The organism is Streptomyces sp. NBC_01288 (assembly GCF_035982055.1).
In the GTDB taxonomy this organism is placed as follows: domain Bacteria; phylum Actinomycetota; class Actinomycetes; order Streptomycetales; family Streptomycetaceae; genus Streptomyces.
Window position 1 is genome coordinate 3,523,586 of sequence record NZ_CP108427.1, and the last position, 15,358, is coordinate 3,538,943.

Annotated in this window: 13 protein-coding genes and 1 pseudogene; 7 read left to right on the top strand and 7 right to left on the bottom strand. The window is 69.5% G+C overall.

Annotation, left to right across the window (positions count from 1 at the left end):
- The first annotated feature begins 133 nt into the window (after window positions 1-133).
- Window positions 134-547, top strand: coding sequence for an anti-sigma regulatory factor (locus OG194_RS15170; protein ID WP_019058277.1), 414 nt, complete (start codon window positions 134-136; stop codon window positions 545-547).
- Between the two features lie 17 nt (window positions 548-564).
- On the top strand, window positions 565-1,677 hold the full coding sequence (locus OG194_RS15175; protein WP_442811561.1) for an RNA polymerase sigma factor SigF: 1,113 nt from the start codon (window positions 565-567) through the stop codon (window positions 1,675-1,677).
- Between the two features lie 15 nt (window positions 1,678-1,692).
- Here the strand turns inward: OG194_RS15175 and OG194_RS15180 are convergent, their stop codons facing one another.
- Window positions 1,693-2,151 (bottom strand): hypothetical protein, encoded by a 459-nt coding sequence (locus OG194_RS15180; protein WP_327401380.1) that lies wholly within the window; start codon window positions 2,149-2,151, stop codon window positions 1,693-1,695.
- A gap of 116 nt (window positions 2,152-2,267) precedes the next feature.
- Between OG194_RS15180 and OG194_RS15185 the strand changes: the two genes are divergently transcribed.
- Both OG194_RS15185 and OG194_RS15190 read left to right on the top strand, forming a co-directional pair.
- Window positions 2,268-3,236, top strand: a complete 969-nt coding sequence (locus OG194_RS15185; RefSeq protein ID WP_327401381.1) for a diacylglycerol/lipid kinase family protein — start codon at window positions 2,268-2,270, stop codon at window positions 3,234-3,236.
- A gap of 320 nt (window positions 3,237-3,556) precedes the next feature.
- Window positions 3,557-3,814, top strand: a complete 258-nt coding sequence (locus OG194_RS15190; RefSeq protein WP_006142322.1) for a WhiB family transcriptional regulator — start codon at window positions 3,557-3,559, stop codon at window positions 3,812-3,814.
- A gap of 229 nt (window positions 3,815-4,043) precedes the next feature.
- On the opposite strand, the gene OG194_RS15195 is transcribed toward OG194_RS15190, so the two are convergent.
- Window positions 4,044-5,510 carry a sensor histidine kinase gene (locus OG194_RS15195; RefSeq protein ID WP_327407084.1) on the bottom strand — a complete coding sequence of 489 codons (1,467 nt, stop codon included), beginning with the start codon at window positions 5,508-5,510 and terminating at the stop codon, window positions 4,044-4,046.
- A gap of 356 nt (window positions 5,511-5,866) precedes the next feature.
- On the bottom strand, window positions 5,867-6,937 hold the full coding sequence (locus tag OG194_RS15200) for an SIS domain-containing protein (RefSeq protein WP_327401382.1): 1,071 nt from the start codon (window positions 6,935-6,937) through the stop codon (window positions 5,867-5,869).
- 214 nt (window positions 6,938-7,151) lie between these two features.
- Between OG194_RS15200 and nagB the strand changes: the two genes are divergently transcribed.
- The gene (gene nagB, locus OG194_RS15205) at window positions 7,152-7,937 is read left to right on the top strand and encodes a glucosamine-6-phosphate deaminase (protein ID WP_327401383.1); all 786 of its coding nucleotides are present in this window, start codon (window positions 7,152-7,154) and stop codon (window positions 7,935-7,937) included.
- A gap of 108 nt (window positions 7,938-8,045) precedes the next feature.
- Here the strand turns inward: nagB and OG194_RS15210 are convergent, their stop codons facing one another.
- The 4 genes from OG194_RS15210 to OG194_RS15225 form a co-directional block, all read right to left on the bottom strand.
- On the bottom strand, window positions 8,046-9,782 hold the full coding sequence (locus OG194_RS15210) for a glycoside hydrolase family 3 protein (protein WP_327401384.1): 1,737 nt from the start codon (window positions 9,780-9,782) through the stop codon (window positions 8,046-8,048).
- A gap of 8 nt (window positions 9,783-9,790) precedes the next feature.
- Entirely contained in the window at window positions 9,791-10,654 is an 864-nt protein-coding gene (locus OG194_RS15215; RefSeq protein WP_327401385.1) for a carbohydrate ABC transporter permease, read from the bottom strand.
- The gene (locus OG194_RS15220; protein WP_327401386.1) at window positions 10,651-11,634 is read right to left on the bottom strand and encodes a carbohydrate ABC transporter permease; all 984 of its coding nucleotides are present in this window, start codon (window positions 11,632-11,634) and stop codon (window positions 10,651-10,653) included. The genes OG194_RS15215 and OG194_RS15220 overlap by 4 nt, the downstream gene beginning before the upstream one ends.
- A gap of 293 nt (window positions 11,635-11,927) precedes the next feature.
- A complete protein-coding gene (locus OG194_RS15225) occupies window positions 11,928-13,214 on the bottom strand; it encodes an extracellular solute-binding protein (protein ID WP_327401387.1) in 1,287 nt (428 codons plus the stop codon).
- A gap of 309 nt (window positions 13,215-13,523) precedes the next feature.
- On the opposite strand from OG194_RS15225, the gene OG194_RS15230 reads away from it, so the two are divergent.
- Both OG194_RS15230 and OG194_RS15235 read left to right on the top strand, forming a co-directional pair.
- Window positions 13,524-14,288 (top strand): GntR family transcriptional regulator, encoded by a 765-nt coding sequence (locus OG194_RS15230; protein WP_327401388.1) that lies wholly within the window; start codon window positions 13,524-13,526, stop codon window positions 14,286-14,288.
- Window positions 14,289-14,519: 231 nt separating this feature from the next.
- A pseudogene (locus OG194_RS15235) lies at window positions 14,520-15,349 on the top strand (IS5 family transposase).
- Window positions 15,350-15,358 lie beyond the last annotated feature (9 nt).

The following is a 15,358-nucleotide window of genomic DNA, read 5'->3' on the forward strand; positions in this document are numbered from 1 at the left end:
ACAGCATGGGGTTGGGGTCCCGGGGACAGAAAAGTTCGGAGCGCGGTAGCGTCACCGCTGAACCAAGTATCGCGTTACCCCGGGGGGCGACCCCTGGGCCCCCGAAAGAGCTTGTACCACCTTGGAGGTGAGGGTGTCCCAGATCGCAGGCGAGCCCGCGACCCAGGACTTCGTGGAAGTCCGGCTGCCGGCTGCGGGCGCATACCTGTCGGTGCTGCGTACGGCCACGGCCGGCCTCGCAGCCCGTTTGGACTTCACCCTCGACGAGATCGAGGACCTTCGCATCGCGGTGGACGAGGCCTGCGCGATCCTGCTCCAGCAGGCCGTGCCGGGCTCGGTGCTCAGCTGTGTCTTCCGCCTCGTGGACGACTCGCTCGAAGTCACCGTCTCCGCCCCGACGACGGACGGTCACGCCCCCGCGCGCGACACCTTCGCCTGGACCGTGCTCTCGGCCCTGGCGGGCAAGGTCTCATCGGCAGTCGACGAGGACAAGACCGTTTCGATCAGCCTCTACAAACAGCGCGGCGCGGGACCCGGGCCGGCGTGAGGAACGGGGACGGGCCGGTGCGGGACGAAGAGCGCGGCACACGGGAGCTGCCGGCCGAGGGCGGCTCAGGCGGACCCCGCCGCACGGCGGACGACGGCTCCCTCGTGCCACGCGGCGGAATCCCCGAACAGGCCCGGCCGCACCCGGAGGAAGAAACCTCGGAGGCCGGTGTGATGGACGACGGTCAACGTGAGCAGGACGGTGCCGTGCGTATTGGTGGGGTCTCCCCCGTAGCCGGGGGTTCCCCCGCTCCGACTGGGTCGAGCGCGGGGGAGGAGGCGAAAGCTCGGGAAGGGGCGACGGGCCAGGCGATGAGCGAGCACGAGCGGGACAACGTGGCGGGCACGCAGAGCGTGCAGGTCACACGGCACGACCCCCAGGACCGCAGCGGGGCGCGCGCACTCTTCATCGAGCTGCGCACGCTCGATGGCGGCAGCGTCGAGTACGCGGAGCTGCGCAACCGGCTGGTCCGTATGCACCTGCCGCTCGTCGAGCACCTCGCGCGCCGCTTCCGCAACCGCGGCGAGCCGCTGGACGACCTGACCCAGGTCGCCACCATCGGCCTGATCAAGTCGGTCGACCGCTTCGACCCGGAGCGCGGCGTCGAGTTCTCGACGTACGCGACCCCGACGGTCGTCGGCGAGATCAAGCGGCACTTCCGTGACAAGGGCTGGGCGGTGCGCGTCCCGCGCAGGCTCCAGGAGCTGCGCCTGTCGCTGACCACGGCGACGGCGGAGCTCTCGCAGCGGCACGGCCGCTCCCCCACGGTCCATGAGCTGGCCGAGAAGCTGGGCATCTCCGAGGAGGAGGTCCTGGAGGGCCTGGAGTCGGCCAACGCCTACTCCACGCTGTCCCTGGACGTCCCCGACACGGACGACGAGTCCCCGGCGGTCGCGGACACGCTCGGCTCGTACGACGAGGCCCTGGAGGGCGTCGAGTACCGCGAGTCGCTCAAGCCGCTGCTGGAGGACCTGCCGCCCAGGGAGAAGCGCATTCTGCTGCTCCGGTTCTTCGGCAACATGACGCAGTCGCAGATCGCGCAGGAGGTCGGCATCTCCCAGATGCACGTGTCCCGGCTGCTGGCCCGGACACTGGCCCAGCTGCGGGAGAAGCTCCTCGTCGAGGAGTAGGACCGGCGAAAAAGGTCAGCTCTTCGGCTCTTCGGCTCCACGTCCAGGCCCTCGGATTCCGAGGGCCTGTGTCGTCGCCGGGTTCACCAGCAGCACCAGCGCGGCGACCGCGACCACCGCGAGCGCGATACCGGCCGGGATGGCCACACTGTCGGCCTGGAGCAGGTTGTAGGCCACGGGCAACGCCATGACCTGGGTGATGACGGCCGGACCCCGGCTCCAGCCGCGCCGTCCGATCAGCCCGCGCGCGGCCAGCAGCGGCAGCAGCGCGAGCACCACCAGGGTCACCCCACCGGTCACGGCCTGCTGCCGGTCGTCCGGTTCACCGGTGACACCCAGGACGAGCATCCACACGCCGGCGACGCTGAGCGCGAGGCCCTCCAGCGCGACGAGGACCGCCGCGTAGGTCAGCCGGCGCGGACGGGGTCCGTCGGGGCCGTCGGTCTCCGGGGCGGGGGTCTGCTCAGCACTCACCCCAGAAGGGTAGCCCTCGGGATCCGGCCCCAGGTGTTCAGGCTCACGCCGTCTCCTCTTACCCAACGCCTACCTCGGTATGGGCCGAGTACCCCCCAGTAGGTACGCTGCAACTCATGCGTGCACTTCTCGTGGTCAATCCGGCGGCAACCACCACAAGCGCACGTACGCGCGACGTCCTGCTCCACGCCCTCGCGAGCGAGATGAAGCTGGAAGCGGTCACCACGGAGCACCGGGGCCACGCGCGCGACCTCGGCCGGCAGGCCGCGGAGAGCGGGAACGTCGATCTGGTCGTGGCCCTCGGCGGCGACGGCACGGTCAACGAGGTCGTCAACGGCCTGCTGCACACCGGCCCCGACCCGGAGCGCCTGCCCGGCTTCGCCGTGGTCCCCGGCGGCTCCACCAACGTCTTCGCCCGCGCCCTGGGGCTGCCCAACGACGCCGTGGAAGCCACCGGCGCCCTGCTGGACGCCCTGCGCGAGGGCCGCGAGCGCACGGTCGGCCTGGGGCTGACCTCCGGGACGCCCGGCACCGAGGACGAGGCCGTGCCCTCGCGCTGGTTCACCTTCAACGCCGGCCTCGGGTTCGACGCCGGGGTGGTCGGGCGGGTCGAACAGCAGCGGGAGCAGGGCAAGAAATCCACGCATGCGCTCTACGTGCGTCAGGTGGTCCGGCAGTTCCTCGGCGAGCAGCACCGCCGGCACGGGACGATCACGCTGGAGCAGCCCGGCGAGGACCCGGTCACCGATCTCGTGGTGGCCATAGTCTCGAACACCTCGCCCTGGACGTATCTCGGCAATCGCCCGATGTACACGTCACCTAAGGCGTCGTTCGATAAAGGCCTCGACGTACTCGGTCTCAGCCGCCTGTCCAGCGCCGCGGTTGCCCGGTATGGCACCCAGTTGCTCACTTCGTCCCCCGAACGCGGGCCCCATGGCAAGCACGCTGCGGCCCTGCACGACCTGAGTGAGTTCACCTTGCATTCGAAGGTCCCCCTGCCCCTCCAGATGGACGGCGACCACCTCGGACTGCGTACGAGCGTGACGTTCACAGGCGTACGCCGTGCACTGCGTGTGATTGTGTGAGCAGAAAGGGCTGAAGTCCTTTCACTCGAACGTTTAGACCAGGGTCCACCCCATGGAAGTACGGCTGTGACCTAGTCGACACCGAGGAATCAAAAAAAACTTTCCGGAAGGGGTTGTATCCGCCGCTGAGGTTTGCGAGTCTCTACGTGGCGATCGAGACGGCCCGCAACACCGGCCTCCACGGATCACCGGAACCCCTCTTCAATCCACAGGACCTCCGCCAGTGAACCTGGCGTTCGGCCCTTCACTTGTTGAGGGATTCGTGAAAGCGTTCACATTCACAAGCAACCCGCACGTAATACCAAGGAGAGGTAGCAGCCATGGACTGGCGTCACAACGCCGTTTGCCGCGAGGAAGACCCCGAGCTCTTCTTCCCCATCGGCAACACCGGTCCTGCGCTGCTGCAGATCGAGGAAGCCAAGGCCGTCTGCCGTCGCTGTCCCGTTATGGACCAGTGTCTGCAGTGGGCGCTCGAGTCCGGCCAGGACTCCGGCGTCTGGGGTGGTCTCAGCGAGGACGAGCGCCGCGCCATGAAGCGCCGCGCCGCTCGCAACCGTGCCCGTCAGGCCTCCGCCTGACGCCCACCCTGCTAACAGCCTGAGCTTGGCGGCGCGTACAGCGAGTACGCATCTCCCGCCCCCGAGCCGCAGCGCGCAGTACCCCCGATGCGCATAGCAACGAGCGACTGGCCCCGGATCACCCAGTGATCCGGGGCTCTTTGCTGTTCACGTACACCTGCGGCTGTTCAAGCACCCACGCGCGTACGGCAGTTCGGGCCCTCGCGTGTGAAGATCGCGTGCACGTACGTCACTTGTGCGCCTCCACCGGGACGTCCAGGATCACCCGGGTCCCCCGCTCCGGGCCCGGCACCATGTCGAACGTGCCGCCCAACTCGCCCTCCACCAGCGTCCGTACGATCTGGAGGCCCAGGTTGCCTGAGCGGTGCGGGTCGAATCCCTCGGGGAGGCCTACGCCGTCGTCCTGCACGGTGACCAGGAGGCGGGCGTCCTTCGTGGTGCCGCCGCGGACCGCGGAGACCTCGACCGTGCCCGTCTCGCCCTCGCGGAAGCCGTGTTCGAGGGCGTTCTGAAGGATTTCGGTGAGGACCATGGAGAGCGGGGTGGCGACCTCGGCGTCCAGTATTCCGAAGCGTCCGCTGCGCCGGCCGGTGACCTTGCCCGGGGAGATCTCGGCGACCATCGCGAGCACCCGGTCGGCGATCTCGTCGAACTCCACACGCTCGTCCAGGTTCTGGGACAGCGTCTCGTGCACGATCGCGATCGAACCGACCCGGCGTACGGCCTCCTCCAGGGCCTCCCGGCCGCTCTCGGAGTCGATGCGGCGGGCCTGGAGTCGCAACAGGGCGGCGACCGTCTGGAGGTTGTTCTTCACCCGGTGGTGGATCTCCCGGATGGTCGCGTCCTTGGTGATCAACTCCCGCTCGCGGCGCCGCAGTTCGGTGACGTCCCGGAGCAGCACCAGTGAACCGATGCGGGTGCCCTTGGGTTTGAGGGGGATCGCCCGGAACTGGATCACCCCGTCCCGCGCCTCGATCTCGAACTCGCGCGGCGCCCAGCCGCTGGCCAGCTTGGCGAGTGCCTCGTCCACCGGGCCCCGGGTCGGGGCGAGTTCGGCGGTGGTCGTACCAAGGGGCTGGCCGACGAGGTCGGTGGCGAGGCCCATCCGGTGGTACGCGGAGAGGGCGTTGGGCGAGGCGTACTGCACGATGCCGTCGCCGTCGAGGCGGATCAGTCCGTCGCCGACGCGCGGCGAGGCGTCCATGTCGACCTGCTGGTTCGGGAACGGGAAGGAACCGGCCGCGATCATCTGCGCGAGGTCCGACGCGCTCTGGAGATAGGTCAGTTCGAGGCGGCTGGGGGTGCGCACGGTGAGGAGGTTGGTGTTGCGCGCGATGACACCCAGGACGCGCCCGTCCCGTCGTACCGGAATCGACTCGACGCGGACGGGGACCTCTTCGCGCCACTCGGGGTCACCCTCGCGGACGATCCGGCCCTCGTCCAGGGCCGCGTCCAGCATGGGGCGGCGGCCGCGCGGGACGAGGTGGCCGACCATGTCGTCCTGGTACGAGGTGGGCCCGGTGTTCGGCCGCATCTGGGCGACGGAGACGTAGCGGGTGCCGTCACGCGTGGGGACCCACAGGACCAGGTCGGCGAAGGAGAGGTCGGAGAGCAGTTGCCACTCCGAGACCAGCAGGTGCAGCCACTCGAGATCGGAGTCGTCGAGTGCTGTGTGCTGGCGTACGAGTTCGTTCATGGAGGGCACGTCTGCGAGCGTACCCGCCGGTCTGTACCTGTCCTAAAAACACCCGCGGGCCGCGGCGCCTGAGAGGGACCCTCAGCCCTCTCGGCACCGCAGCCCGGAGCAGCAACGGCCACGGGGTGTGCGGTCCCGATCGGCCGATGGATGAGGAGCCGGGGCAGTCAGGGCAGAGAGCCTCGGTTCCTCGGTCCGTCCTCCTGTGCGGGGAGGACGGAGGCTTACGCCGTTAACACATTGTGGACTAGACCACATTCCGTGTCCATGCTTTGAAGGATGTTGACGAGCCTAACCGTGTCGAGTCCTGTGCGGGACTGATTGGTCATGGGAATTTCCGTGGCCGGAACACGGGCTCAGCGGGTCTCCGTCACCTTGGCCAGGGCGCGGGGCGCGTCCGGGTCCTGGCCGCGGGCGATGGTGACCTCGTAGGCGAGGAGCTGGAGCGGGAGGATCTCCAGGATCGGCTGGAGTTCCTCGGGGACGCCCTCCACGGGCAGGACGAAACCGGCCGAGGCCTGGTCGACCTGGCCGGCCGGGCCGATGACGACGAGGTCGGCGCCCCGGCCGCGCAGCCGGTCGAGGACGGGCTGGAGGGCGGAGCCGCCCTTGCCGGCCGTCACGACCGCGATGACCGGGGAGACGTTGTCGACCATGGCGAGGGGGCCGTGCAGGAGGTCGGCGCCGGAGTAGGCGAGCGCGGGGATGTAGCTGGTCTCCATCAGCTTGAGGGCGGCTTCCTTGGCGGTGGGATAGCCGTAGCCGCGCGAGGTGATCACCATACGTTCGGCGAAGCGGTAGCGGGAGGCGAGGGTGCGGACCTCGTCCTGGCGGGCGAGGAGCTGCTCGGCGAGGTCGGGCAGCGTCTTGGCGGCCGCGCCGTCGCCGCCGCGCAGGCCCTCGACGAAGAGGTAGAGGGCGAGCAGGGAGGCCGTGTACGTCTTGGTCGCGGGGAGGGCCTTCTCCGGGCCGGCCATGATGTCGACGTGGTACTCCGATACGGCGGCCAGGGGTGAGTCCGGGTTGTTGGTCACGGCGACCGTGATCGCGCCGGCCTCCCGGGCGGCCCGGGTCGAGGCGACCAGGTCCGGGGAGCCGCCGGACTGACTGACGGTGACGACGAGGACGTCGGTCAGATCGGGGCGGGCGCCGTAGGCCGTGGTGGTCGACATCGAGGTGAGTCCGCAGGGCAGGCCGAGGCGGATCTCCAGGAGGTACTTCGCGTAGAGGGCCGCGTTGTCGGAGGTGCCGCGGGCGGTGAGCAGCACGAAGCGGGGCCTGCGGGCGGCGACCTCCTGGGCGACCTGGCGGATGCGCGGGGCACCCTCGTCCAGGATGCGGCGCAGGACCGCGGGCTGCTCGGCCATCTCGCGGGCCATGATCCGGCCGGGGAGTTCACTGTCGGGGGCCGGGGTCGTGGCGGTCATGCGGGGTCCTCCGGAGGTCGGTCGGGGCAGTGCTGCGGTGCCCATTTCACCCCCTCTGCGCGAGGTGCGCCCCTGTTGGGCGGTTACCGGTTCCCGGACAGGCGGCGAACTCTGGGAGGCAGGAGCCTCCTCTGTTAGATTGGTGCGCGGATTGGTCTAAACCACACAGCTCCTCCGGGTTCCTCGAAGCCCCTCTGCAGAACGGCAGGCCAGCGTGGAAGTTGTCATCGTTCCGGACGCCAAGTCGGGTGGCGAACTGATCGCCGAGGCCATGGCACAGCTCCTCCGGCGCAAGCCGGACGCCCTTCTCGGCGTGGCCACCGGGTCGACGCCGCTGCCCATCTACGAAGCCCTCGCCGCCAAGGTACGGGCCGGGGCCGTGGACACCTCGCGGGCCCGGATCGCCCAGCTCGACGAGTACGTGGGGCTGCCCGCCGAGCACCCGGAGTCGTACCGCTCGGTCCTGCGGCGCGAGGTGCTGGAGCCGCTCGGGGTCGGGATCGACGCGTTCATCGGGCCGGACGGGACCGCCGCCGACGTGCAGGCGGCGTGCGAGGCGTACGACCGGGCACTGGGCGAGGCCGGCGGGGTGGACCTTCAGATACTGGGGATCGGGACCGACGGGCACATCGGGTTCAACGAACCGTGCTCGTCGCTCGCCTCGCGGACCCGGATCAAGACGCTCACCGAGCAGACGCGGGTGGACAACGCGCGGTTCTTCGACGGCGACATCGAGCAGGTGCCGCACCACGTCATCACGCAGGGCATCGGCACGATCCTGGAGGCCCGGCACCTGGTGCTGCTCGCGACCGGGGAGGGCAAGGCGGACGCGGTCGCCGCGACCGTGGAGGGACCGGTCGCCGCGGTGTGCCCGGCGTCGGCGCTCCAGTTGCACCGGCACGCGACGGTCGTGGTCGACGAGGGGGCCGCGTCCAAGCTGAAGCTCGCGGACTATTTCCGGCACACGTTCGTCAACAAGCCGGACTGGCAAGGGATCTGACGCGGTCTCACATCCGTACATGCCGGTGCCGGGCCCGCTCGTGGAGGGCCCGGCACCGGTGTATTCGGAGGTGTTCCCCCGGGTCGGGGTCGCTCCCCCGGCTCACGGTCACGCGCCCGCGATGACCTCCGCCGCCGCGTGGCCACAGACCCGGGCCGCGCCGTGAGTCGCGATGTGGAGGGCGCCTCGGGGCGGGGCCTGCGGGACGCCCATCTCGACCACGACGGTGTCGGGGCGGGCGGCGAGCAGGGTGTCGAGGGCGTCCGCCATCCAGGGATGCCGGTGTTCGTCCCGGACCACGACGACGATGCGCCGAGTCCCGGCCGCCTTCAGGACCACGCCCCCCGCGTCCTCCCCGGCGAACCCGGCCGTCTCCGTACCGGGCAGCAGCCGGGCCAGTTCCGCGGCCACGCCCCAGGGGGTCTCGTCGCCCACCGCGATGTTCGCAACCGGGGTGAGGAGGGCGACGTAGGGCGGTTCGGTGAGCGGGGTGAAGTCGTCGGCGCCGGTGACCGTGAGGGCGCGACGGGCGGCGACGAGTCCGATGTCGACGCGCGTCACCTCCCGCGGGGCTGGGGGGCTCGTGTCCGCAGCGGGGCTTGTGCCGTCCGAGGTCGCCTGCGAGGCGAGGACCGGCGCCGACGCGGGGCGCGTGCCCGCGGCGGAGCCCGCCTCGGACCGGGAACCCGCTTGCGCGGCCGGGTTCGGCTCCCGCGCAGAGCGCGGACCCGCGACGGAGCCCGCTCGCGAAGAGACGGAATTCCGCGCCTCGTCGAAGGTCCCGCCCGGGGCGGAACCGGACACCCCGGCGAAGCCGCCGGCACCCGCGGCACCCGAAGCCGTCCACCGGGCCAACCCCCGTACCCGTTCCGCCGCTTCGGCCAGGCGGTCCTCCGGGAGGTCTCCCGAGCGCACCGCTCCCACCAGCGCGTCGCGCAGGCGTCGTACCGTCTCGTCGTCCGCGAGGCCTCCGCCGACGCAGATCGCGTCGGCGCCGGCGGCGATCGCCAGGACGCTGCCGCGTTCGATGCCGTAGGTGGCGGCGATGGCCTGCATCTCCATGCCGTCGGTGACGATGAGGCCGTCGTAGGCGAGTTCGCCGCGGAGGAGGTCGGTCAGGATGCGGAGGGAGAGGGTGGCCGGGCGGTCCGGGTCCAGGGTGGGGACCAGGATGTGGGCGCTCATCACCGCGCGGCTGCCGGCGGCGATGGCCGCGCGGAACGGGAGCAGTTCGCGGTGCTCCAGGACCGTCGACTCCGCGTCGATGCGCGGCAGCGCGTGGTGGGAGTCGACCGCCGTGTCGCCGTGGCCCGGGAAGTGCTTCGTGCAGGCGGCGACGCCCGCCGACTGGAGGCCGGTGACGTAGGCCGCCGTGTGCCGGGCGACCAGCTCCGGGTCGGCGCCGAAGGACCGGACGCCGATGACCGGGTTGGAGGGGTTGGAGTTGACGTCGGCGGAGGGGGCCCAGTTCAGGTTCACGCCGCAGGCCGCGAGTCTGCGGCCCAGCTCGTGGGCGACCGCCCTCGTCAGGTCCACGTCGTCGACCGCGCCCAGGGCGTGGTTGCCCGGGAAGGAGGAGCCCGTGCGGGCCTCCAGGCGGGTGACGTCTCCGCCCTCCTCGTCGATCGCGACCAGGACGTCGTCCCGTTCGGACCTCAACTGGGCGGTCAACGAAGAGAGTTGCTCGGGTGACGCGATGTTGCGGCCGAACAGGCCCACCGAGGCCAGGCCTTCACCGAGGCGCCGGAGCAGCCAGTCGGGGGCCGTGGTGCCGGGGAAACCCGGTTGCAGGACGGTGAGGGCGTCGCGCGTCAGGGTGTCTGTACCGCTGGCGAGTGTCGTCATCGGTGGCGTTATCCCTTCACAGCGCCCGCGGTCAGCCCCGCGGCCATCTTGCGCTGGACGATGAGGAACAGGACGACGATCGGCACGGCCATCATCGTGGCGCCGGCCATCATCGGGGCGTACTCGGTGCCGTGCTTGGTGGTGAAGTTGCCGAGCCAGACGGTCGCCGTCTGGTGCTCCTGGCTGAGCAGCATGAGGGCGTACAGGTACTCGTTCCAGGCCTGGATGAAGCCGTAGACCGAGGTGGCGACCATGCCGGGGGCGAGGAGCGGGAAGACCACGCGGATGAAGGCGCCGGTGCGGGAGCAGCCGTCGACCATGGCCGCCTCCTCCAACTCCTTCGGGATGTTGACGATGAAGCCGCGCAGGGTCCACACCGTGAACGGGAGGATGAAGGTCAGGTACGTGATGACCAGGCCGGAGAGCTTGTCGTACTGGTCGAGGTCGTTCAGCAGCAGGAAGACCGGGATGATCATCGAGACCAGCGGGACCATCTGGACCGCGAGGATGCCGACGATCACGACCTTGCGGCCGCGGAAGGCGAAGCGGGAGATGGCGAGCGCGGCCAGCAGGCCGACGACGACGCCGATCACGACCACCGACAGGGACACGATGAGGCTGCGGCCGACCGGTCCCCAGAAGTCGGCGATGTCCAGCGCCCGGCGGAAGTTGTCGAGCGTGATGCCGGTGGGCAGCAGGCTCGGGTCCGGGTCGATGGCGTCCTTGGCCGGTTTGAACGCCGTGTCGAGCATCCAGTAGAGAGGGAAGCCGACGACGACGAAGACGAGCAGGCCGAGGAGGTTCCAGCCGACCTTGGACTTCCGGCGCCCACCGGTCGGCTTCCGGGGCGCGTCGGTCGTGAGCGCGCTCATTCGACCTCTCCGATCTGAAGCATCTGACGCATGTAGACGGCGACGACCCCGAGCAGCAGCACCACCGTGACCAGGGCTATCGCGGAACCCTGTCCGTAGTCGTTGACGACGAAGGCACGGTCGTAGGAATAGGTGCTGAGCAGTTGGAAGTCGGCCTCGGGGTGGCCGCCGCGCATCACGAACACCTGGGGGAAGACGCCCATGTCCCAGATCACCGAGAGGGTCGTGAGCATCACGATGATCGGCTTGAGGATGGGCAGGGTGACGTACCGGAAGACGCCCCACGCGCCGGCGCCGTCGAGGCGGGCCGCCTCCTCCAACTCCTGGGGAACCTGGGTGAGTCCGGCACTGAGCGTGATCACCACGAAGGGCACCGCGCCCCACACCACGAGCAGCATGATGACGAGGAGGCCCTGCGGTCCGCTGGCGAACCAGTTGTGGCCGATCATGTCGACGCCCGGCAACTTGCTGAGCAGCGCGTTGAAGACGCCGTAGTCCGAGTCGAAGAGCCACTTGAAGACGGTGGTCGCGACGATGACCGGCATGCCCCAACTGGCCACCAGGACAACGTTGATGAGCGTCTTCACCCAGCCGGAGACCTTCTGCTGGAGCAGGGCGAGCGCCATGCCGGCGACCATCGTGAAGATGACCGAGCCGGCCGCGAAGACGATCGTGCGGACGACGACGCCCCAGAACTCGCCGTCGCCGAGGATGCCGGAGAAGTTGTCGAAGCCGATCCACTCGGCGGGCTTGAAGCCCCACAGCTGGGACTGGCCGAAGGACTGGAACGACAGGGTGACCAGGCGGACCAGCGGATAGCCCATGACCAGGGCGAGGATGAGCAGACAGGGCGCGAGCAGCAGCCAGGGAACCCCGGCCCCTCTCGACGTCCGCCGTCCGCGGGGTGCGTCGGAGACGCGCGGTGGGGGCGCCTGCCGCGGTGGCGGCACCTTGGCAGGGGTGGTCGTGTCGGCACTCATCGCGCGCTCCTCAGCGATCCCTCAGGTCGTACGGCCGTGCTGCGTAGCGGATTTCGTACGGGAGGCGGGGCCCTGCCCCGAGAACACCGAGGTGTCTAACAGGGCCCCGCACTGGGTCCTGCCGTCAAACTCCCGTCGTCCGCCCGGAGGGCGGGCCCGGCGGCGTCTGGTGCGTGCGATCGCAAGGCGCCGGAGCGTCCTCGTGGCGGAGCCACGTGGGCGGTTCGGCAACGCAGCGAGCGTGCGTGCCAGGCGTCGCCGGGCAGGCGGGAGTTTGGCGGCAGGGCCCCCGGTCACTTGGTGTTGATGACCTTGTCGATCGCGGTGTCCGCGGCCTTCGCGGCGTCCTCGACCGACTGCTTGCCGGTGCCGATGTTCTGCAACATGGTCTGGAGGACCTGGGCCTTCTCGACCTGGCCCCAGCCCGGTGCCATCGGGACGAACCAGTTGGACTCGGCCGCGGTGGCCGGGACCGCCGTCGCGGGGTCGCTCTTCAGCGTCGCGAGGTCGGTCTTGTTGTTCGGCAGGTTGCCCTTGGCCATCAGGCCCTTCTGGCCGGACGGACCGGTGAAGGCGTTGATCCACTCGGCGGCGAGCGCCTGCGCCTTGGACTTCACCGGGACGGCGAGGTCCGAACCGCCCAGGAACACGGGCATGTTCTTGCCGGACGGGCCCGGCATCACGAAGTTGACGAGGTCGGTCTTCAGTTTGCCGCCGGTCTTGTCGTTCTTCGGGTCGGCGGCGGTCGCGCCCTCCCACGCGGCGGCGAAGATCATGGACGCCTTGCCCTGGCCGTACACGATGTAACGGTCGGACTCGTCCTTGGTCTTGTCGCCGTGCATGTACTTGTCGATGACCGACTTCCACTCGTTGAGTCCCTTGATGGACTCGGGCGAGGAGAGGCTGGCCTTCCACTCACTGCCGGACTGGGTGGCGATGGCGCCGCCGGCGTCGTAGACGAAGGACATGGCCGCGTACCAGTCACGGGTGGGCTGGTACCAGGCGCTGAACTTGCTGCCTTCCTTCTTCTGGATCTTGTCCAGGTCGGCGGTCAGCTCGGCGTACGTCGTCGGGGGCGCCTTCACGCCGACCGAAGCGGCGATGTCCTTGCGCCAGTTGGCGACGCGGCCACCGGCGTAGTAGGGGACGCCGTAGGTCTTGCCGTCGTAGGTCACGGAGGCCTTGAGGCCGTCGAGCCAGGCGGAGGAGTTGGTGAACTTGGCCGGGTCCACGGGTGCGAAGGCGCCCTTGACCATGTAGCTCAGCATCTCGGTGTTGCCCATCTCGACCACGTCGGGCACCTTGTCGGTGGCGAGAACCGCGTCGAGCTTGGTGTTCTTGTCCGGCCAGCCGTAGTACTCGTGCTTGATCTTGACGCCCGGGTGCGCCTTCTGCACGGCCGCGTCGGCCGCCTTCACCAGCTGGGGCCAGTTGTTCTGCGCGTCGACGGTGAGCCAGACGGTCAGCTCCTTGGCGTCGGCGCCGCTGTTCGAAGAGCTCTTGTCGTCGTTGCCCCCGCACGCCGCGATGGAGACCATCATGCCCGCGATACCGATCGCGGCTATCAGCTTGCGCTTCACGCCACCCTCCTCAGGGATGCCTGCCACACCTCCCGCCCAAGAGCCGGGACCTGAACCAATGGTGTAGACCAGTACCGGGAGCTTGGACCAGACCACAGGGCCTGTCAAGAGCCCTCGAAACACCCCTGACCAGCCGTTATGCGACCTACATATGCAGGAACCTTTAAGTAAGAAGGCAGCGAAAACAACGGTGCCGGAGTACTGTCTTCCGCTAGACCACTTGGCGCTGTGGACTAGACCAAAAGAGACGGCGACGGTATACAGAGGGGATCACCAAGTGACCCTTGTCCGGAGCCCGGAAGGCGGAGCATGAGCACCGACGTCAGCAGTGCGGAGAACGAGGGTGGGGCCACCGTCCGCACCGCGCGTGTGCCCAAGTACTACCGCCTGAAGAAGCACCTGCTCGACATGACGGAGACGCTGGCGCCCGGCACGCCCGTCCCGCCCGAGCGCACCCTGGCCGCGGAGTTCGACACCTCGCGCACCACCGTGCGCCAGGCACTTCAGGAGCTGGTCGTCGAGGGCCGCCTGGAGCGCATCCAGGGCAAGGGCACGTTCGTCGCCAAGCCGAAGGTCTCGCAGGCCCTCCAACTCACCTCATACACCGAGGACATGCGAGCCCAGGGCCTCGAACCGACCTCGCAGCTCCTGGACATCGGCTACATCACCGCCGACGACACCCTCGCCGACCTGCTCGACATCACCGCCGGCGGCCGGGTCCTGCGCATCGAGCGCCTCCGCATGGCCAACGCCGAACCGATGGCCATCGAGACGACCCACCTCAGCGCGAAGCGCTTCCCCGCCCTGCGCAGGTCCCTCGTCAAGTACACGTCCCTGTACACCGCGTTGGCCGAGGTCTACGACGTCCACCTCGCCGAGGCCGAGGAGACCATCGAGACCTCGCTGGCCACCCCGCGCGAGGCCGGCCTCCTCAGCACCGACGTCGGCCTGCCCATGCTGATGCTCTCCCGCCACTCCCTCGACAAGGAGGGCCAGCCGGTGGAGTGGGTGCGGTCGGTGTACCGGGGGGACCGGTACAAGTTCGTGGCGCGACTCAAGCGCCCACAGGACTAGGGCCTGTCCGGCGGATCCGGTCGTAGGAAAGCAACGGTGCTCCATCGACGCCGGTGAGCGGGGTCTGGTGCGTGCAACTGCAAGGCGGAGGAGGGAGTCGACGCGGAGCGTCGGCGACCGACGACAACGCCGCAGATGTGCGTGCCAGACCCCGCGTCTGCGACAGGATCCGCCGGACAGGCCCTAGGCCGTGTCTTCAAAAGATCTTGAGTGGTGGATCATGGTGGGGTGATACGTCGCCATGAACTGTCCGATGCCGAGTGGGAGTTCGTCGGGCCGCTGCTGCCGGTGTCGCTGCGGGGCCGGAAGCGGCTGGACGACCGCAGGGTGCTGAACGGGATCGTGTGGAAGTTCCGTACCGGGACGGCCTGGCGGGACGTGCCCGAGCGGTACGGCCCGTGGGCCACCCTGCACACCCGCTTTCGCCGGTGGGCGCTGGACGGCACCTTCGAGCGCATGCTCCGGGCCGCCCAGGCGCACGCCGACGCGGCCGGGGACATTGACTGGCTGGTGTCGGTCGACTCCACCGTCGTCCGCGCCCACCAGCACGCCGCCGGGGCCCGAAAAAGGGGGCCCGCAGTCCCGGCCTCGGACGCTCCCGAGGCGGCCTGACCAGCAAAATCCACCTGGCCTGCGACAGCGTGGGCCGCCCGCTCGCCTTCACCCTCACGGGCGGCAACACCAACGACTGCACCCAGTTCACCGCCATGATGGAAACCATCCGGGTGCCCCGCATCGGCCCGGGACGGCCCCGCACACGGCCCGCCCATGTGCTGGGCGACAAGGGCTACAGCTCCCGGGCCATCCGCACGTGGCTCAGGCGGCGGGGCATCGGTCACACCATTCCCGAGCGGTCCGACCAGGTCCGCAACCGGCTCCGGCGCGGCAGCCGAGGCGGGCGCCCGCCGGTCTTCGACAAGCAGCTCTACAAGCGACGCAACGTCGTGGAACGGTGCTTCAACCGCTTGAAGCAGTGGCGCGGCATCGCTACCCGCTACGACAAGACCGCCGAGTCCTACCAGGCAGCCGTCACCCTCGCATCGCTCCTGATGTGGGCGTGACATTTGAAG

What these genes read in the sequence shown, in the direction of transcription:
- OG194_RS15185 (WP_327401381.1), top strand. Translation starts at nt 2,268, where the DNA reads ATGCGTGCACTTCTCGTGGTCAATCCGGCGGCAACCACCACAAGCGCA.
- OG194_RS15190 (WP_006142322.1), top strand. Translation starts at nt 3,557, where the DNA reads ATGGACTGGCGTCACAACGCCGTTTGCCGCGAGGAAGACCCCGAGCTC.
- OG194_RS15195 (WP_327407084.1), bottom strand. Translation starts at nt 5,510, where the DNA reads ATGAACGAACTCGTACGCCAGCACACAGCACTCGACGACTCCGATCTC.
- OG194_RS15200 (WP_327401382.1), bottom strand. Translation starts at nt 6,937, where the DNA reads ATGACCGCCACGACCCCGGCCCCCGACAGTGAACTCCCCGGCCGGATC.
- OG194_RS15210 (WP_327401384.1), bottom strand. Translation starts at nt 9,782, where the DNA reads ATGACGACACTCGCCAGCGGTACAGACACCCTGACGCGCGACGCCCTC.
- OG194_RS15215 (WP_327401385.1), bottom strand. Translation starts at nt 10,654, where the DNA reads ATGAGCGCGCTCACGACCGACGCGCCCCGGAAGCCGACCGGTGGGCGC.
- OG194_RS15220 (WP_327401386.1), bottom strand. Translation starts at nt 11,634, where the DNA reads ATGAGTGCCGACACGACCACCCCTGCCAAGGTGCCGCCACCGCGGCAG.
- OG194_RS15230 (WP_327401388.1), top strand. Translation starts at nt 13,524, where the DNA reads ATGAGCACCGACGTCAGCAGTGCGGAGAACGAGGGTGGGGCCACCGTC.